19 protein-coding genes are annotated in these 19,551 nt (G+C 38.5%); 2 read left to right on the forward strand and 17 right to left on the reverse strand.

Annotated features, from left to right (window positions below):
- Positions 1-20: 20 nt before the first annotated feature.
- The 14 genes from murD to ACIP9C_RS07995 form a co-directional block, all read right to left on the reverse strand.
- Positions 21-1,370 (reverse strand): UDP-N-acetylmuramoyl-L-alanine--D-glutamate ligase, encoded by a 1,350-nt coding sequence (murD, locus tag ACIP9C_RS07930; protein ID WP_401009560.1) that lies wholly within the window; start codon positions 1,368-1,370, stop codon positions 21-23.
- A complete protein-coding gene (mraY, locus tag ACIP9C_RS07935; RefSeq protein WP_401009561.1) occupies positions 1,367-2,341 on the reverse strand; it encodes a phospho-N-acetylmuramoyl-pentapeptide-transferase in 975 nt (324 codons plus the stop codon). The genes murD and mraY overlap by 4 nt, the downstream gene beginning before the upstream one ends.
- Positions 2,342-2,466: 125 nt before the next feature.
- Positions 2,467-4,383, reverse strand: coding sequence for a stage V sporulation protein D (locus ACIP9C_RS07940; RefSeq protein WP_401009562.1), 1,917 nt, complete (start codon positions 4,381-4,383; stop codon positions 2,467-2,469).
- Positions 4,384-4,441: 58 nt separating this feature from the next.
- Positions 4,442-6,658 carry a penicillin-binding protein gene (locus ACIP9C_RS07945; RefSeq protein WP_401009563.1) on the reverse strand — a complete coding sequence of 739 codons (2,217 nt, stop codon included), beginning with the start codon at positions 6,656-6,658 and terminating at the stop codon, positions 4,442-4,444.
- Positions 6,655-7,023: a cell division protein FtsL gene (ftsL, locus tag ACIP9C_RS07950; RefSeq protein WP_401009564.1), complete on the reverse strand. Its 369-nt coding sequence runs from the start codon at positions 7,021-7,023 to the stop codon at positions 6,655-6,657. Before ftsL ends, ACIP9C_RS07945 begins: the two co-directional genes overlap by 4 nt.
- Complete coding sequence (gene rsmH / locus ACIP9C_RS07955; protein ID WP_401009565.1) at positions 7,024-7,974, reverse strand: 16S rRNA (cytosine(1402)-N(4))-methyltransferase RsmH; 951 nt, start codon at positions 7,972-7,974, stop codon at positions 7,024-7,026. It lies immediately after the preceding gene.
- A gap of 60 nt (positions 7,975-8,034) precedes the next feature.
- Positions 8,035-8,466 (reverse strand): division/cell wall cluster transcriptional repressor MraZ, encoded by a 432-nt coding sequence (gene mraZ / locus ACIP9C_RS07960; protein ID WP_401009566.1) that lies wholly within the window; start codon positions 8,464-8,466, stop codon positions 8,035-8,037.
- Positions 8,467-8,719: 253 nt separating this feature from the next.
- Positions 8,720-10,336 carry a bacillithiol biosynthesis cysteine-adding enzyme BshC gene (bshC, locus tag ACIP9C_RS07965; protein WP_401009567.1) on the reverse strand — a complete coding sequence of 539 codons (1,617 nt, stop codon included), beginning with the start codon at positions 10,334-10,336 and terminating at the stop codon, positions 8,720-8,722.
- A gap of 99 nt (positions 10,337-10,435) precedes the next feature.
- Positions 10,436-10,831, reverse strand: a complete 396-nt coding sequence (locus tag ACIP9C_RS07970) for a DUF3397 domain-containing protein (protein ID WP_401009568.1) — start codon at positions 10,829-10,831, stop codon at positions 10,436-10,438.
- A complete protein-coding gene (locus ACIP9C_RS07975; RefSeq protein ID WP_401009569.1) occupies positions 10,828-11,730 on the reverse strand; it encodes a ketopantoate reductase family protein in 903 nt (300 codons plus the stop codon). Before ACIP9C_RS07975 ends, ACIP9C_RS07970 begins: the two co-directional genes overlap by 4 nt.
- 388 nt (positions 11,731-12,118) lie before the next feature.
- On the reverse strand, positions 12,119-12,496 hold the full coding sequence (locus ACIP9C_RS07980) for a transcriptional regulator (protein WP_173477864.1): 378 nt from the start codon (positions 12,494-12,496) through the stop codon (positions 12,119-12,121).
- Between the two features lie 110 nt (positions 12,497-12,606).
- Positions 12,607-13,374: an enoyl-CoA hydratase/isomerase family protein gene (locus ACIP9C_RS07985; RefSeq protein WP_337981945.1), complete on the reverse strand. Its 768-nt coding sequence runs from the start codon at positions 13,372-13,374 to the stop codon at positions 12,607-12,609.
- 280 nt (positions 13,375-13,654) lie between these two features.
- Positions 13,655-13,828: a 50S ribosomal protein L32 gene (gene rpmF / locus ACIP9C_RS07990; RefSeq protein ID WP_010858320.1), complete on the reverse strand. Its 174-nt coding sequence runs from the start codon at positions 13,826-13,828 to the stop codon at positions 13,655-13,657.
- Positions 13,829-13,852: 24 nt separating this feature from the next.
- A complete protein-coding gene (locus tag ACIP9C_RS07995) occupies positions 13,853-14,386 on the reverse strand; it encodes a YceD family protein (RefSeq protein ID WP_401009570.1) in 534 nt (177 codons plus the stop codon).
- Between the two features lie 260 nt (positions 14,387-14,646).
- Here ACIP9C_RS07995 and ACIP9C_RS08000 point away from each other — a divergent pair, with 260 nt between their 5' ends.
- A complete protein-coding gene (locus ACIP9C_RS08000) occupies positions 14,647-15,858 on the forward strand; it encodes a nucleotidyltransferase (RefSeq protein ID WP_401009571.1) in 1,212 nt (403 codons plus the stop codon).
- A gap of 231 nt (positions 15,859-16,089) precedes the next feature.
- Here the strand turns inward: ACIP9C_RS08000 and ACIP9C_RS08005 are convergent, their stop codons facing one another.
- On the reverse strand, positions 16,090-17,136 hold the full coding sequence (locus tag ACIP9C_RS08005) for a SepM family pheromone-processing serine protease (protein WP_401009572.1): 1,047 nt from the start codon (positions 17,134-17,136) through the stop codon (positions 16,090-16,092).
- A 41-nt stretch (positions 17,137-17,177) separates the two neighbouring features.
- Here ACIP9C_RS08005 and ACIP9C_RS08010 point away from each other — a divergent pair, with 41 nt between their 5' ends.
- A complete protein-coding gene (locus ACIP9C_RS08010; RefSeq protein ID WP_401009573.1) occupies positions 17,178-18,155 on the forward strand; it encodes a hypothetical protein in 978 nt (325 codons plus the stop codon).
- A gap of 288 nt (positions 18,156-18,443) precedes the next feature.
- On the opposite strand, the gene coaD is transcribed toward ACIP9C_RS08010, so the two are convergent.
- Positions 18,444-18,932, reverse strand: a complete 489-nt coding sequence (coaD, locus tag ACIP9C_RS08015) for a pantetheine-phosphate adenylyltransferase (RefSeq protein ID WP_401009574.1) — start codon at positions 18,930-18,932, stop codon at positions 18,444-18,446.
- A 1-nt stretch (position 18,933) separates the two neighbouring features.
- Positions 18,934-19,500 (reverse strand): 16S rRNA (guanine(966)-N(2))-methyltransferase RsmD, encoded by a 567-nt coding sequence (gene rsmD, locus ACIP9C_RS08020; RefSeq protein ID WP_401009575.1) that lies wholly within the window; start codon positions 19,498-19,500, stop codon positions 18,934-18,936.
- Positions 19,501-19,551 lie beyond the last annotated feature (51 nt).

The raw sequence follows: 19,551 nt of genomic DNA on the forward strand, positions 1-19,551 counted from the left end.
CTAAAATAGTTACAGGCTCATTACAGCTTCATTACAGCATCAATAAAAACGTCACCACGAATTTCAAAGCTGTCATATTGATCCCAACTTGCACAAGCTGGTGATAGTAGAATAATATCTCCTTCGGCAGACATCGGTGCGGCATAATGAACAGCATCCTCTACATTTTGAGCAATAACCGTTTGCGATACACCACAAGATTTAGCAAATTCCACAAAACGCAAGCCCGTTTCACCGAACGCCACAACGCCTTTCACATGCCCCATACAAGGTCGTAACTCTTCAAAAGAATGCCCGCGGTCTAAACCACCCGCAAGCAAAATAATAGGTGCCTGGAATGCATCTAATGCACTTTTTGTTGCTAAGCAATTTGTTGCTTTAGAGTCATTGTAAATTTTTCGACCATTCCATTCACGTACAAATTGTGTACGGTGACGGACGCCTCCAAATTTAGCTAATACCTCTTCCATTTTAGCCTTGTCACAGCCAATCAATATACAAGCTGCTACAGCAGCTAGAATATTTTCTAGATTATGTTTACCAGGCAGAGCAATATTCGCTCGTTCCATAAACGGCTCACCTTGCCAATAGATTGTCGTATCATCAGCGCTAATTCCTTGTTCAGTACGTCCTTTAGAAGAAAAAGGTACTTTTTTTGCATTTGATTTTGCAGCATAGCCAACAACTATTGGCTGATCCGCATTGTAAATGAAATAATCATTTTCATTCTGATTGCGTGTTACACCAAACTTTGCCTCAGCATAGTTATCAAACGTACCATGATAATCAAGATGGGCATCATAAAGATTTGTTAAAATAGAGATTTTTGGTTTAAATGTTTTGATACCCATAAGCTGGAACGATGAAAGCTCCGTAACTATGACGTTATCCTCGTGTGCTTCTCTTGCTACACCGCATGCTACTGTGCCGATATTCCCTGCAATTAACGGTTTTTTTGCACCATTTTCCAACATCTCAAAAATTAATGTCGTCGTTGTCGTTTTACCATTAGAGCCTGTAATACCAATAAATGGTGCATCACTAATTAAATAAGCTAGCTCTATTTCTGTCCATACAGGTATATCACGACTAATGGCATCTGCTACAATTTTATTGCTATATGGGATACCAGGATTTTTAACAACTAGCTCAAATCCTTCATCAAGTAAATCCTCTGGATGACGACCACAAATAACTGTTATGCCTTTTTGCAGTAGACCTTGCGCATCTGGGCTTTCATCAAACGGCTTTGAATCATTGACTGTTACAAAGGCGCCAAGCTCATGTAAAATCTCCGCTGCTGCCACACCACTTTTAGCTAGGCCTAAAACAAGGACTTTTTTATGTTGTAAATCTGTATATTCTCTCATAAGAACGCCTCCGATAAGACTGCAATCAATGCTACTGCTAAAGCAGTTGACCAAAATACAAGGACGACTTTCCATTCTGACCAACCTGATAATTCAAAATGATGGTGGATAGGACTCATTTTAAATATTCGTTTTTTACGAATTTTAAAGCTACCCACCTGTAAAATAACAGATAGTGTTTCTATAACAAACACTAATCCAACTAATAAAAGTAAAAACTCTTCTTTAACTAGTACCGATACCATGGCTAGTGCACCACCTAGTGCAAGTGAGCCGGTATCTCCCATAAATACCTTTGCAGGGTTTGCATTGAATAGTAAAAATCCTAATAATGCTCCTGTTACCGCAAATGTAAATAACGCAATATCTGCTTGGCTTTGGAATAGTGCAATAACACCAAATGCCGCAAATGCAATCGATGCTGTACCTGCCACAAGACCGTCAAGACCATCTGTTAGGTTAACAGCATTAGAAAACCCAACTAACCAGAAAATCATAAAGGCTACATAAAACACACCAAAATCAATTGTCCAGTCTGTAAATGGAATGGCTAATGAAGTATCAAAAGAGCTAACGTGCAATAGGAAGTATGCAAGAATCGCAATAACGATTTGCCCTATTAACTTTTGAATCGATGTTAACCCTAAATTACGTTTGAAAATGACCTTTAAGCCATCATCTAAAAAGCCAATTAAGCCGAAACCTGCAAGTACAAGTAAAAGGACCACAGTTTGTGTTGTTAATAAATCTAAAAAGCTTCCAATTGCTACCGTTGTAATGATGATGGCTAATAAAAAGATAATGCCTCCCATTGTCGGTGTGCCTGCTTTTTTCATGTGTGATTTCGGTCCTTCTTCACGAATACTTTGCCCAAACTTCAATCGTCGAAGAAGCGGAATACTAATTGGTGCCAAGATAACTGTTACTATAAAAGCAATAGCTAAAATGGTAAGCGTTGTTGCGAGTTTCATTGAAAAATCTCCTTTAAATCTTGTTTCACTTTCTTCTTCACGAAAAAAGCACAAACTCTCATATATTTATTACTACCCTTCATAATAATAGTGGTTCTTTCCCTTTTTTTAAAGGTAAAGTTACGTTAGTTCACTAAATATAAATGAATGGTGCCATCTTGTTTGATAACACTATCCACTTCAGGTAATTGACTACCAATTTTAGTACCTTCTCCATGCCATTCAATGCGGAATGGATAATGTTGCTTGGCAATATCATCCTTCGTTTGCCCTATGAAGCTTGGTACTTTCACAGTAAGTGGGTCACCCCAACGATAATCTTTTTCAAGCTGTTCCTTTGATTTTTCAATGCCAACAAATGGTGCTACATCTTCAATAATTTGGCCAACAATCGGAGCTGCTACAACACCACCAAATTGTGTTGTTTTCTTTGGATTATCCACTGCTACATACACGACGATTTGTGGATTGTCAGCAGGTGCAAATCCTATAAAAGATACGATATATTCGCCATCTTTATACCGTCCATTTTCAACTTTTTGTGCTGTACCTGTTTTGCCTCCAATACGTAGACCATCTCGATATGCTTGTCGCCCTGAACCTTTCGCAACAACCGACTCTAATGCCTCTCGCACTTTTGCAGACGTTTCCTCACGAATTACTTGCCTTTTAATAACTGGTTCTGTTTCATTAATCGTTTCGCCAGTATCTGGATTAAAAATCTTTTTCACAACATATGGCGTATAGAGCTTGCCCCCATTGACAGCAGCAGCTACCGCTTGCACTTGTTGGATCGGTGTAACTGCTACACCTTGACCAAATGAGGTTGTCGCTTGCTCTACAGGACCAAATGCTTCTTTAGAAAATAATATCCCTGAAGCTTCACCAGCAATATTGGATCCTGTTTTTTCTCCAAAACCAAAGTCTTTAATATACTGTAATAACTTTTCACCGCCCAAGCGTTGACCTAATTCAATAAAGCCTGGGTTACAAGAATTTTGTACTACTTCTAAAAATGTTTCATGTCCATGACCTTCACGCTTCCAACAGCGCAATCTAGCACCTGCAACCATCGTAAAACCTTGATCGTAAAAAGTATCATTTTCTAAATCTACCAAGTTCTCTTCTAAAGCGGCACTGAGCGTAATAATTTTGAAAGTTGAACCTGGCTCATATGTCATCCAAACCGGTAAATTTCGGTTATAAATAACAGGCTCGACTAATTGATATTCGGCTGGATGAAAGGTTGGATATGAGGCTAAAGCTAGTATTTCTCCGGTATTTGGATTCATAGCAATGGCCATTGCTTGGTCAGCTTCATAGCGTTCCATTGCTTGCGATAGCTCCCGCTCAACGACTTGCTGTACATCTACATCAATTGTTAGCTCTATCGTTGCGCCATCTTCTCCAGCTTTCCATGCACTAGCGACATTCGGTAAGTTATTACCTTTCGCATCTGTAAAAAGCCGTATGGCAGAAGAATTTGCTTGTAAGAGCTTGTCGTATTCATATTCTATCCCCGCTAGCCCTTGCGCATCATACCCTGTAAAACCTAAAAAGCGAGATAGTAGCGTACCATAAGGATATTCCCTTGAGTAATCTACACCACTATATAGTCCTTCAATTTGCATCCCTTGCAACTCAACAGCCTTCTCATAGGAAATATTTTTCGCTTCAGGTGCTAGCTTTACTAAGTACGCTTTTTTTTGCATCTTTTCTAACAGTTTTTGTTCATCTACTTCAAGCACCTGTGCAATTTTCGCGGCCGCTCCTGGAATATCTTTACTTTGTGACGGCATGAAATATAATGTAGGAGCTAGCTTGTTCGTCACAATACTGTTACCATCTCGGTCCGTAATATGCCCGCGTTCATTTGCAAATGGAATTTCACGATCCCAGTTCTCTTCTGCTTTTTGCGTCAATTCTTTCTGGTCAAACACTTGCAAAACAAATAACCGAATAACAATTGCAACTGCTACACACATAAACAAAACATATAAAATACGTAAACGCTTTTTGGAATGGATAGAAATCCACTTCATTCGACATCACACCTTGTTTTTTACAACGTATGAAATAAAGTGGACTTCTATTCAGTGACTATTCATCATCTACTTGTTCAACTTCTCCTTCAGATGGCGCTTCCACGTCTTGCACAAAGCTTTCAGCAGGTGTTTTCAATTTCACGACAATTGGTGCATTATCTGAAATCACTGTACCTGCAGATACACTTTGGCTCACTGCAAAGCCCTCTCCAACAACTTCAATCTGAAGACCTGACATTGATTTGAAAACTAATAGATTACGCAGTGACCAATCAGTAAAGTTTGGCAGTGCGATATCACCTTCTGTTTTTAAAAATACAAAATTGCCTTTTACAAGCGTTTGTCCACCTTTTGGATATTGCTCTATAATTTTTCCACCAGCCCCAACAATAATAGGATTCAAACCATCATTTGCTAGCTCTACCTGTATAGCTTCTGCATTTTGACCAGTATAATCATTTAAATCTACATGATCTACTCGCTGAACATCGTCTGGACTAATATTTAAATGTTTTAAACTATTGAGCATGACAGGCTTAAATATTTTTGACACTGGTACCGAGCCCAGTTCACCTTTAAGCTTTGGCTTTTCAACTGAAACATACATAATTAGTTGTGGATCATCATACGGCGCCATTCCTAGGAATGAATACAGGAACTCATTAGCCCCCCATGAATAGGTACCATTTGCCTTTGGAATTTGGGCAGTACCTGTTTTACCTGCTACTTGGTATTCATCGAGTACAAAGTCCTTCGCTGTTCCGTATTCTGACGTTAATGTAGAAGCAAGTATTTCACGTACTTGTTTCGCTGTATCCGCTGAAATCGGCTGGCCCTTTTCAACAGGCTCATGCTGTTGAATTGTTTTATCAGTTGTTGAATCTACAATCTTATCAATAACATATGGCTGCATCATCTTACCGTCGTTGGCAATCGCAGTCATCGCTTGAATAAGCTGTATCGGTGTCACTGTTGAACCTTGACCATACGTCGTTGTTACTCGTTGAATTGGATACTTCGATAAAATCGTACCCGTTGCTTCATTCGGCAAATCAATGCCCGTTTTCTTACCAAAACCGAATTTATCTAGGTAATCAACAAATACTTCATCACCAATGCTCTTTAATAAATTGGCCATCGCTGTATTGGATGAGCGTTGGAAACCTTGTAAATATGAAATTTTCCCCCATCCTACTTGGTTATGATCTCGAATTGTACGATCATGCACGGTATATTGCCCAGACATATACTCATCATATGGTGCCCATTTATCAGTATCGATAGCAGAAGCAAGCGTGAATGTTTTCATCGTTGACCCTGGTTCCATCGTTTCCTCTGTTACGGCATTGAGCCATTTCATATTCGTACTATCCCGCGTATCGGGGTTGAAAGTCGGACGCTGTGACATTGCTAATATTTTCCCAGTTTTCGGTTCAGCTACTACTACTATCATAGATTCAGGATTATACTCCTTCTCTACTTGCGTCATCGCATCCTCTACGAAACTTTGAATTGTTTTATCAATCGTCAAAAAGATATTATCGCCGTCTTTAGCAGGTGTAACCATTTTTTCACTGTTCGGCAATAAATAACTAAAAGCGTCCGTTTGATATTTAACTTTACCGTTGACACCTGTTAGCTCTTTGTCATACGTAAGCTCTAATCCCATTTTCCCTTTCGTTGTTACAGTTCCATCCTCATTGTCCTCTTTCAATGCAAAACCAATTAAATGAGAAGCAAATATACCATTTGGATAATAGCGTTTTAAATCGCTGACAAACAAAACTCCAGGTAATTTTAAGTCCTTAATTTTGCTCATTACTTCATGGTTAATGCCTCTGCCCGCAACACCAAACTCCACCTGGTATGGTAGTGTCCCATCACTGCGCAGCTTGGTTAGCCGCTTATAAATATCTTCTTTTTTCATTGGTATATAGTCGGCTAAAACTTCCGCAGTTTTTTCAGGATCTACAACGTGATGTGGATTCTTTTCATCTGTAGTAGCCTTATCGCTAACTACAGCAATTAATCGATAACTTAATGTATCTTCTGCTATGACTTGTCCATTTCTATCTAATATTTTCCCTCGGTTTGCTGTTATTGCACTTTCCTTGTTATATTTAGCTGCTGCCTTTGCAGCGAGCGCTTGTCCTTCTGCTTCACCTGTCGCCTGCAACGTAACCATTCTCGTGAATAATAGAAAAAAGAGCCCTCCATAAAAAACTAGTAATAGAAAGGCTCCCCATTGGAATCGAAATCTCTTTTTTTTCATTCTCCCGGCACTACCTTTACATTTTTCTCATTTTGAGTTAAACCGAGTTCTTTTGCTTTTTTCCATATATTTTCGTATGTAGAAAGTTCACTTACACGAACTGTCAAGTCAACATTCTGTTTCGCAATCTCATCTGCTTCTGCTTGGATTTTTTGAATGTCCATGCTTGTCGTTTGAATTGCTGCTTGATTGTTCAACACTAGTACTGACAATACAGCAATAATGCTTACTAGAGCTAGTAGCATCGCCTTTTCAAACTTCTGGTTCGTTTTTTTACGACGTATGATAGTGGGTTGTGGACTAGGTGGTGTTAACGGTTGTTGCACATGTTGCTGTTGGTGCTGCCTTACACGAACTGCTGCCATTTACTCACGCCCTTTGTCGTTAATTTTCTCCACCACTCTAAGCTTTGCTGAACGTGCTCGATTGTTAACTGCTAATTCTTCCTCAGAAGGTAGAATCGGCTTTCTAGATACAAGCTTTAAAGTCGGCTTCATGTCATCTGGAATTACAGGTAAATTAGGTGGTAATTCAGGTAAAGATGACGCTTCCTTAAAAATTGTCTTGCATAGGCGGTCTTCCAATGAATGGAACGTAATAACACTAATGCGTCCACCTACGTTAATCATATCAATCGCATCGACTAATGAATCCTCTGCTGCGCCTAGCTCATCATTGACAGCAATACGAATTGCTTGGAAGATGCGCTTTGCAGGATGTCCACCTTTACGGCGAGCCGCTGCTGGTATACCCTCTTTAATTAGTTCCACAAGCTGTCCCGTTGTTTCAATCGGTGCCGTTTTACGAGCCTCTTCGATTTTTCGAGCAACTTGCTTAGAAAATTTTTCTTCTCCATAACGGAAGAAAATACGGACTAAATCTTCGTATGCCCAGTCATTAACGACATGATACGCCGTAAGCGCTGCCGTCTGGTCCATACGCATATCAAGTGGAGCATCATGATGATAGCTAAAACCACGTTCTGGTGTATCTAATTGTGGCGAAGATACGCCTAAATCATATAAAATGCCATCTACCTCTTGGATACCAATAGCTAGTAGCTCTTCTTTTAAATAGCGAAAATTCGAATGCACAAATGTTACTCGCTCTAAATAAGGAGCTAAACGCACTTTCGCATTTTCAATTGCCGTTGTGTCTTGATCAAAACAAATTAGACGGCCTTTATCTGATAATTGTTGTACTAAATATTCACTGTGTCCTGCTCCACCAAGCGTACAGTCCACATATACACCATCAGGATCGATGTTCAATCCGTCAACAGTTTCTTTTAATAACACGGTTGTATGATCGAACATACCAATCGCTCCCCTCAGGCCTTTACTTTTTCAACTGACGTTTTTACGTCTACTACAAAGTTAAAAATCAAAGCCAATCATATTTTCTGCAATTTCATTAAAAGATTGTTCAGACTCTGTGAAATAAGTTTCCCAAGCATCTTTTGCCCATATCTCAATTCGATTCGAGACACCTAGTACAATACATTCTTTTACTAAATGTGCGTGTTGCACTAAAGTCGAAGGAATATTAATACGACCTTGCTTGTCTATTTCTACTTCCGTCGCACCTGAAAAGAAGAACCTTGCAAAAGCACGTGTATCTTTCTTTGTCATCGGTAAACCTTTTAATTTTTCTTCGAGTTTTCGCCATTCATCCATAGGATAGCCAAATAAACAATTATCAAGTCCGCGTGTCACAACAAAGGTTTCACCTAAGGCTTCACGAAATTTTGCGGGCACAATTAATCGTCCTTTTGCGTCAACAGAGTGTTGGTATTCTCCCATGAACATGCTAGTCACCCCACTTTATTAAATAATGTACCACATCGCCCCACTTTCCTCCACTTTTTTTAAAAAAAACTTGACATTTTCACCTTTTATGTGTGTTTAGACCTTTAATCAAAAATTTATTTTGTGCTAAAGGGCATAAAAAAAGAACTACCCTTAGTAGGATAGCTCTCTATTTTCCTGTTAAAGCGACAAATTTCTTCAAATCTATATTTACATCATACCTTTAATAGTTCTAAAGATATATTTTTAATTCTTATAAATAAAGTAAATAGTGGTGATTTCCAACGCTATATGTTTTCTTGAGCATTTCATCAATTAACGTAGGTCCAAACTCATTAATATATTGATATGGATTATAAGAACGTTCTTGGAACCCATCATTTGGATATAGCTCATTTTGTAGCGTCATAAATTTACGGATAGTAGTCTCATGCTTACTTAACACAGTTTGTTCTACCTTTTGTTGCAAATACTCAAACTGCCTTACATGATTTTCTTTATTTTTTTCAAGTATTTTATCTAGCGACATATGTTGTTGTGCAAAATATTGCTCAAGAGTAGCGTATTTTTCCAAAACGAGTTGTTGCATCTCTAGAATTTGACGTTTCGCCTCATCATCTTGAACTTCGGCAATAAATTGCTCCTTTAATGCCATCGCTTTGCCATCCAATACATCCGTTACTGTTAAATGATATTCACGCAACAGTTGTTCTACATGACGTGTAATAATCGTAATATTGAGACGTGGTGCAAAAATCGGCATTTGTAAACCTAACACAGAAAAGGCATCCTTTAGTGTTGCCCAATAAGCAAGCTCACCAGGTCCACCCACAAACGCTAATACTGGTATCGTCATTTCCTGCATTAACGGACGTGTTACAACATTATTACTTAAATCCTCAGGGTTTTTTTCTGCAATTGTTAATAGCTCTTCACGTGAAAGTTTAATATTTGCTGCTAAATTGACAAATTGATCGTGTCGTCTTTCTAGTAAAAAGCGCTCTCCATCTTTTACATAGAACAGGTTAGCTGCATCATCGGTTGCTAAAATCGGCTTCCCGTAGCCAGCACTTTCCAACGCCGCTTCCTTTTCCGTTACTAATTTTGCAATTTCCTCACTATGGTTTATAAGCTGTACAAAATTGTTACGTTCGTATTGACGGAAGTTCATATCTGCCGCATCGATCATTAGCAGCCCTTCTTCTTTAAACAACTCGTTCATTAGTCGCGCAAAGAAATCTGTAAATGTTTCGCTATTATTCAATGCATCTAAAAGTTGGTTGAACAACCTTTCAGTGTGTGCTGTTTCTCCCAAATCCTTAATGATAGTGTTAACTAATTGAACCATCGCTTCTTTGTTTAGGCTTGTTGTCGATGCCATTGTTTTTCTTCGTGAACGTTCACCATACGCACGTTTTTTTATATCCATATCACGCATTGTAAATGTATGGTTAATTTCCTCTAAGTCATGATCTTCTCCAGCTATCCAAAAAATAGGTACAACTGGTCGTTGAAGCTTTTCACTTTGTTCTTTCGCTAATGATATTACCGAAATGGCTTTATGAACCGAGTAAAGAGGGCCAGTTAATACACCCGCTTGTTGCCCACCGACAACCGCAACAGCTCCTTGCTCAAGTTGTTGCAAATGCTCATTCGCTTTTTCAGATAAGCCAAGCGGCTCCATAAATTGGCGAATTATTGCTGTTAATTCTTTTTGGTCACACGCGCGTTGCTCCAAATATTTTGCTCGCTTTTCAAATGATTTATCATTATATTCATATTCAAAAAACTCATGAATGGCAGTATTTGGCGACCAATAATCTGCTAGCACACGATTTTTCACGGGTACTTGGATTGACTCCAGTTTCATTTAACACAAACTCCTCTACTCACTAAATCATCGTATTCCTTGTAAACTTTTTAATGCTATTATTTTAACGCTTCTGTCTCCAACATGAAAAGAAAATGCTTATACAGTGTGTAAATATTCTACAACAGATTGAATCATGCCGACTATACAAATCAAAATATACGCTGCACTAAGTACTAAAAATAAAAAACGCCAAATTTTCCGTAATAGCGGCTTTACTTCAATTTCTCTTTTTGTACGCCAGTCTACATATGTAAAAATGATTGCCAGAATTATTGCTAGCATTACTAAAAAGGCTCCTATATTTACTCCCCACAGCACTCCAATTGCCAATGGTACCGAGAAAAACAAGCAGAACGTCGTCACATCAGATGCGGCTCCAAATGCATGCGTACCACGAATATTAACCTTTCGACTAATAGCATAGACAATAACGAATAAAAGAATTGGACAAAAAATAATGACGCTGATGACTATATGTAAAAAATCTTTCAAGATTGCCCACCGCTCTCTTCAATCGCTAGAACTTGGTGATATAAAGTTCGCAAAGTAGGTAATGGATAACCGTTCGCTGAAGCTTTTTGTAAAACTACACCAACAATCGTTTCAACCTCACTTTTTCTACCTTGCATGCGATCAGCTAGCATAGATGATGTATTCGCCGCTGTTTTTTTACACAAAGCTATTACTGCGGAAAACGGAATGGTACTTTCAATATCTTTAAAAGCCTCTGTTAACTCCTGATATATGGTATGCATTAACAAGTATGCGTGCTTATTCGTTAATAAATCACCATTTTTAATTTGCAAAATAGCCGTTAATGGATTAATCATGCAATTGAATACAGCTTTTTCAAAAAGCATTTGTTCGGCGTTTTCAACCAACTCTATTGGGAATAAAGGATTTTCTAAGTGTAACAACTTTTCAAATACAAAACTGTCTCCACGCGCTATTGCTATTTTGCATAGACCAACACCTCTATGTTGAACAGTTGTAAAATCAATTGTTTGAGCACCGAACGAAATTGAGCAAAAAGCAATCGTATTTTGCGGTAAACGTAAAGCCTCATCAAAATGCGCTAGACCATTTTGCACAAACAACAACGGCACTTCCTTAGGTAAACCTAATAATTGTTTATAAATATTTTGCAATTGACCATATTTCACAGCAACTACAATCAAATCCGGACGGGGCAACATCTCTAACTCAACACTTGAAGCAATTTGATGCAATGTCTTTGTACCATCTATATGGACCCTCGTTAAATGCTTCAAATTAAGTTCATCGGCTTGTTCTTGTCTTCTTACAACTAAGGTAACATCCATACAAGCCTCCGCTAAGAAACTAGCCATTAGCTGACCGACTGCACCTGCTCCAATAACTACTACATTCACAACGTTCGCCACCTCCACTTAATGTAAGAGGCTATCTAAACAGTAAAAAAACAAACCTTTTAAACAGCCTAAACTGAAGTTATAAACGCTTCTCCAGCATTTACTTTTCTCGCACTGCAGTAACATAAACACCACTTTTCCTTACGCCATAGAAGGAGGTGCCTCAGAAATTCATCTGAGACACCTCCTTTGCAGGTGTTTCTATTATACAAGATTAGCTGGTGTTTACGATACAATAATGGTTGTTTTCATCCAGTGTAGGCAAAATGTTTAGTCGACGTTAGCGTTTACATCCTATGGTTTCTTTTGCATTATTTTCTTAAAAGACTTTACTCTTTTTCGAAAAAGAACGTAACTATCTACTTACAATCATTTTCCCTTCGACACGTTAATCTTTCATTAAAGAATAGCCTTGCTGTAACCATTTCACTAGCTTTTCATGTTCATTTTGCAATTCACGGTGTTTGATCTCAAGACTTTGATAGGCTTCTGTCAATTCATCAAAACTTGTTAACGCTAATTTCAAATGACTTCGCATAGATTGTTGAGGTTGATTGCGAACAGCTAAAAGCGATTGACTATATTGCCCACGTAACGTTTTATTCCAACGAAAGCCACATGCTTGTTTTGTACGTCCAAGTTCATCAGCAGCCATTTCAAATGCCTCTAACTGCGTTTTACCATTTTGCACATTATGCAAGACAATTTCTGCTAATCTTTCATCGTCTTCCTTCGTCCATTGATCTTTTCTTTTTTTCAGTTCCATAATCTATCACCCTCACATTTTTTACTACTATATGCGTTATCAGGCAAAATAGAATCACAGGACGAAAAAAGACAGTGATTATGTTTTAATGTAATCACTGCCACTCTACGCTACTTATTATTCTTTTTAGTTAGAAAATTATTAACTGCCTCGTGATGCGCTTCACTTTCCCACAGTTTTGCACAAGTACGAACTTCCTCCATTACACGCTCATACATATTACGCTCACGCCATTTACGAAGTTCAATTTCTTTATATGCCTTGTGCACTGAAGGATGTATTTTACGCATATGTTCAATAAAATCATTTAAAGCAAGTTGCTTCGATCCCTCAAATACGCGCATAGCCCAACCAATGTCATATAGTAATTCAGCTGGATATGGCTTTGCATCCACTAGCATCTTCATTGCTCGATCATGACGTAAACCTCGTTCAAACAAGTATGTACCGCCACCCCAGCCACTTGTAATTGCTAATGTCCCTTGAATAAAGCCACATTTAGCATGACTCGCCACTAAGCGGAAATCACAAGCAGTCGCTATCTCACAGCCACCACCGACAGCCGTTCCATTTATTAACGCAATCGTCGGTACCGGCAATGTGGCAAGATCATATAAAATCTCACCCATCTTACTTAACATACCAAATGCTTCATCTTCCGTTTCAAGAGAATGAAACTCCGATAAATCACCACCTGAACAAAAAGATTTTTCTCCCGCTCCTGTGACTACTAAAAAACGCACATCGTCATGATTTTGGATATATGTAATTACTTCTCGAAGGCCATTCATTACCTCATCATTCACAGCGTTACGCTTTTCTTCACGATTTATCGTAAAAGTCATAATCCCATCTTGATTATCAATTATATAAGCCACTACAGTTCCCCCTTTGTCCCCATCATCAATTATGCCTCAGCGTAGGCGGAGCCTGCATGATAAGCTCTTATCCAAAAGCTACGACCTCCACCAAGACTTTTAACTTCAGCCACACTTCCAACCCCCGTCGACCACAAGTTAAATAAATTGTATCACACAATTATTATAGTACTATATAACTTAATACTATTTATTAAAAATTCAGTCACTTCGCGCAAACAAAAAGGCTAGTAAAGAGCCATGGTCTCTTTACTAGCCTTTTAAGTGAGCAAACACTGTATTATTTGCTTACTACTTCTTTACCTTTGTATTGTCCGCAAGCTTTGCAAACACGGTGTGATAATTTTGCTTCACCACAGTTTGGGCAAGCTACCATACCAGGTACAGATAGTTTGAAATGCGTACGACGCTTTCTTTTTGCAGTTTTAGAAGTTCTTCTAAATGGTACAGCCATTGATGGCACCTCCTTACAGATCGTCTATTCGTCTGTTTGATCAAAATACTTAGCTAAATCAGCTAGTCTTGGATCCACTTTTGGTTCGTCAGTTTTTTTGTGAAGCTCCACGTCTTCATCAGTTGCGTAAGACCAGTTTTTACCACCATGCACTTGTCCTTCGGTATTCTCTTTGAATACTTGCATTGGTACCTCAAGAAGCACTAGCTCCTCAATAACTGGCTTCATGTCGATTACATCACCATCTATATAGTGAATATTACCGCCATCTTCCCCTCTTTTTTCTTCGTCAATCCAGCTAAATAATTCAACTGTCTCAACTTTGATAGGAAACTCAACATCTTCCCAAGTGCGAGCACACGGGAGTGTTAACGTTGCTGTCACAGTAAGCTGACAAGTCATTTGCGATGCACCGAATGTACATAGCCCTTTTACATGAACGGGCGAAATTGCTCGAATATCCTGGTTTCGCTCCATCACCTCATCCAATTGGACATAGGTATCGATCGGCATTCCGTCTTGACGGTATTTAGATAATTGATGAATTGACCATTTCATTCGTTTAATCACCTCGAGACAACACTGTTGATTATATAATGTGTAAAAATAGATGTCAAGATAATTTCTTGTCACCACTCGAAAACCCACCTATAATTAAGTACATCAAAATCATTCCACTTAGCCACAATACACAACCTATACTAAAATTTCAATAGTAATGTGCAAAGAATAGGCTAGAGGCACTGTAAAACTATTTGTAGCATCCTGAATGGTCAAAACAAGAAGCACAAAAGATAAAATAAAGGGGGTTTTACGGAATGAAAGCAGTCGGTATTGTTGTTGAATACAATCCTTTTCACAATGGACATGCTTATCACTTAGAACAGGCAAAAAAAGTAGCGCAAGCAGATATAGCAATTGCTGTTATGAGCGGTACATTTTTGCAGCGTGGTGAACCTGCCATGGTAGATAAATGGACACGCACAAAAATGGCGCTCGCTAGCGGAGTTGATATTGTAATTGAGCTACCGTATGTCTATAGTACCGCACCCGCAACGGATTTCGCAAAGGGGGCGATTTCATTATTATCGGCAATTCGCTGTGAGGCATTTGCCTTCGGCAGCGAAGATGGCTCAATACAACCCTTTATGAATACGTACCAGTTAATTACGAAGCACCGCACCGAATATGACGCACTTATTAAAGAAAGCGTTAAAACGGGTGTTAGCTATCCTAAAAGCCTGCATTATGCCTATGAACAGCTTTCTCAAAAGTTTCCTGCTACATACATTGATTTAGCACAACCAAACAATATACTAGGATTCCATTATATCGAAGCGGCAATGACGCTAGGAAGTGCAATTAAGCCTTTAACTATTCCTCGTATAGCCGCAGGTTATCACGATGCTATGCAGGAGGGGTCATCGATTGCAAGTGCCACCGGTATTCGTAAAGCACTCGCTACAACAGGAACATTACAAAGCGTTCATGATGTACTCCCCCAAGCTTCCTTTCATTATTTACAGGAGTGGCATGTTCAATATAAAAATTTTGCTAGCTGGGAGGCTTTTTGGCCGTTTTTACAGTTTACCCTTATTCGTCAAACAGCGAGCGAGTTAACACGCTATGCGGAAGTAACAGAGGGCATAGAGCATGCATTACTAAAAGCAGCGAAAACGAGTAGCTCCTTTAGTAGCTTTATGGAGAAAATAAAATCAAAACGCTATACTTGGACACGTTTACAACGCATGCTGACACATATTTATACAGGTTTTACAAAGGAGCAACTTAAGAGCTTCCAATCCCCTTCTACAATCCGCTTACTCGGAATGAGTGCACAAGGGCAAGCTTACTTAGGCATGCATAAAAAGGACTTTACATTACCATTAATAAGCCGCGTTGCCTCTACAAATGATGCTATGCTCGCTGTAGATATACACGCTGCCGAAGTATATAACTTTAGTATAGAACAAGGGGCGCAGCAGTTCGCATTGCCAAAAGATTATCAAACGCCGCCGATTCGATTTTAGCGGATGAATACTACAGTAGATTGCCGTTGCGAGCGGATGCTTTAAGCTGCAGTCTTCAGTCTTAAGAGGCTAGGACATAACTTTAAAATCACATCAGAAGCAACACGTTAGCTGAATACTGCACAGAGCAGAAAGCCACTGAAGTAGCGGGCCTCAGGCATAGCAAAAAGTGTTAGATTGATGGTCATCAATCTAACACTTTTTAACTTTTGTCGACCACAAATAGGATATTTATTTAGGCTCTAGTTGTTTTAAATAAGCAATTGCATCATCGACCGTTTTCACAGGTACAATTTTCATTTTTGTACCGATCTCTTTAGCTGTTTTGACTGCCGTCGCATAATTCGATTCTAATTCAGGGTATTTTGCTTTCATTTCAGTTGAGATTTCATCATCAGGTGCAAAAAATATTTCCATGCCATCTCGATCGGCTGCAATGATTTTGTAATCAATACCACCAATTCGTCCAACTGATCCATCTATGAGCATTTCACCAGTTCCAGCTACTGCATAGCCTTTTGTTATATCCTCTTCCAATAATTGATTTAAGATTTCAAGTGTAAACATAAGCCCCGCTGAAGGACCACCAATATCTTCTGTGTGCATTGTAACACTTGGATTAGTTTCAATCGACTTACTTTCTGCATAGGTAATTCCTAACCCTGCTCGCTTTTCCTCAGCTTGAGGAATTTCCTTCAAAGTAATCGTTTCTTTCTGTTCCTTTTGATTACGTAATAATTGAATGGTCACTTTATCACCAATTTGTTTTGTTGACAACAGATCAACAAGCATTTGTTGGTTCGTAATTTCTGTACCATCCACTTTTGTAATTTCATCACCCGCTTTTAAGAAACCATCTGAGGCGCCACCATCTAAGACATTTAATACAAATACACCATTAAAGTGTATTGTCGTCTCTAACCCCGCTCTTTGAAAGGCCACATATTTTGCATTGAATTGAGAGTCTGACATTAACTTTAACTGTCGGATATTATATTCCTCGTCATCCTCTAATGGATTTCTCACTTGTTGAATATCCATTATTTTTTCATATTTTTGCGTTTTCGCCCATAAATACGAAAACGGTGTGGCTTGTTGCATAGCAACCGTCATTAAACTCATCGATCCCGCTTCATCCGTATGATTATTAGCGACACTAACAAATTTACTAACATCGTATGCACTTCCAGGCTTCATAATATACGCGTCTAGTCGGTATAACATTAAAAAACAAAGCACGACTAAAAACACTACATATAAACCAATTTTTTTCTTCATGAATGGACACCTCCTAAGACGCATGCAAAAACCAGTAGTTCATGTTTTTGCCTTTTTCACATATATTAATTTTAGCATTTGCCTATGTGAATGACAAAAAGTTGAAACGAGATGATAACATGTTTGCGACAATTCAAATAGCGCTCTGCATACTTCTTATCCTATTACTCTTGTTATTTCCACAAACCGCTCATACTGGTACCGATTTAGGATTGAATCTATTTATGGAGGCGTTATTTCCGTATTTACTACCTTATCTTATTTTAACGCAATGGTTACTTCGTTTAACCGCTCCAATGCGCGCAAAAACAAAAAGAGTTTCTTTATACGTACAAGCCTACTTGATAAGCGCACTCGGTGGATACCCAACTGGAGCTACAACAATTGTGTATCTAAAAAACAGTGGACAATTACATCCTAAGGAGGCAAATTTTTTACTAGCGGTTTGTCATGCACCAAGCCCTCTTTTTGTATTAGGTTTTGTTAGCCTTGATTTATTACACAGTAATACGTTTGGTTGGCTGTTTTTATGTTTACTACATAGTTTTAATATTTGTTGCTTAGTAGTTGGTTATTTTTTATTTCGTAAAACCGACACACCTACTATTTCTATACACAATTCCACCTTATATGCATCCCCATTTTCAGAGAGCATAAAAGAAACAGCACCAACCATTTTGTTAGTTGGAACGACCATCATTTTTTTCACAACGATTCAAACAATATTACAACAAAGTTTAGATAAAATGTTGCCTAATCTTCCTCAACCAGTCGAACATGCCATCGCCGCTGTATTAGAAGTTACAAATGGATTAAAAATGACTGTCACAGAATTCGGCAGTTACCCATACTTATCATTGCTAGTAGTCATTATGCTAACGATGCAAAGCATTAGTATCCATTTACAAATTTTTGTCATTGCAAAATCTGCCAAGCTTTCGGTCAGACCTTACATCAAATTTCGCCTTCTTAGCATAATCATTGTCCCTACTATTTATGCTCTTTTTTTCTTAAAATAAAAAAAACGTGTCTCTAAGTGCCTCTCTAAGTGTCAGGCACTCACACAATTTTGAATTTTCATGGCACTGCATATAAAATTAACATAAAATTCCGCGGAGACTCCTGCGTCTTACAAAGTGCCCGCGGAAAGCGCAGTGTGGCTTCGGAAAGTGTCAGGCACTCACACAATTACCAACAGGCAAATTATTTATTTGAAATAAAAAAGACTATAGATAGCACTCGAAAATTTTTTCAAGTTTGTCTATAGTCTTCTAAGAGGATGTCTTAATTAATACATCCTCTATTTTTTATTTAGCAAAACCGTATTTTTCTTTTAAAGCTCGTTCCACGCAATCCGGAACAAGTTCATGAACATTGCCTCCATACTTCGCTACTTCTTTAACAATGCTAGAGCTTAAGAACGAATATTGATTTTTTGTCATGATGAAAAATGTTTCAATCGTTTCGTCAAGAAAGCGGTTCATCGATGTAATTTGCATTTCGTATTCAAAATCCGAAACCGCTCGTAGGCCGCGAACAATCGCTTTTGCGTTCTTTTCTTTAGCATAATCAATCAGGAGACCTGAAGAACTCTCAATTCGTACATTCGGCAAGTCCTTTGTAACTTCTGCCATCAATGCCATACGTTCTTCTACAGAAAATAACGGGTGCTTTGATGAATTGTTTAAAACCGCAACATAGACAATATCAAAAACATCAGCTGCACGCTTAATTATATCTAGGTGACCAAATGTAACAGGATCAAAACTTCCAGGAACAACAGCAATTTTCTCCAACTTACTCTCCCTCTTCCTCAGCACAACGATAGACCGAAATAATCGTTCCGCCATATGTTTCTTGTCTCTGTAATAGAAAAGCACCAAAACTAGTTGGTAATTCTACTTCTTTTGCATGTTCACATAAAATAATACCATTGTGTTGTACTTTATCATGGTCCACAAGCACCTGTACTAAATCATAGTATTCTTTATGGTGATAGGGCGGATCTAAAAATACAAGATTAAATGTAATATCACGCTTTAATAGCGCTTTCACAGCACGCTTTGCATCAATGCGAAAAAGCTCTGAACAATTTTCATACCGACACTTCTTTATATTTTCCTGTAGTACCTGATATGCTTTAGCATCTTTTTCAATAAAGATAGCATGTTCTGCACCTCTGCTGAGCGACTCAATTCCTAATCCACCGCTTCCTGCAAACAAATCAAGTGCAGTGCCGCCATCAAAAAATGGACCTATCATATTAAATATGGATTCTTTTACTTTGTCTGTTGTAGGTCTTGTTGTACTCCCTGCAATTGCCTTTAGAGGCATTCCTTTACGTTCTCCTGCTACTACTCTCATAGATGTATTTCACCGTACTTTCTGTTACAAATAGAAAGCATTTTTGCAGCG

This window comes from Lysinibacillus sp. NPDC093210 (genome assembly GCF_044753985.1).
In the GTDB taxonomy this organism is placed as follows: domain Bacteria; phylum Bacillota; class Bacilli; order Bacillales_A; family Planococcaceae; genus Lysinibacillus.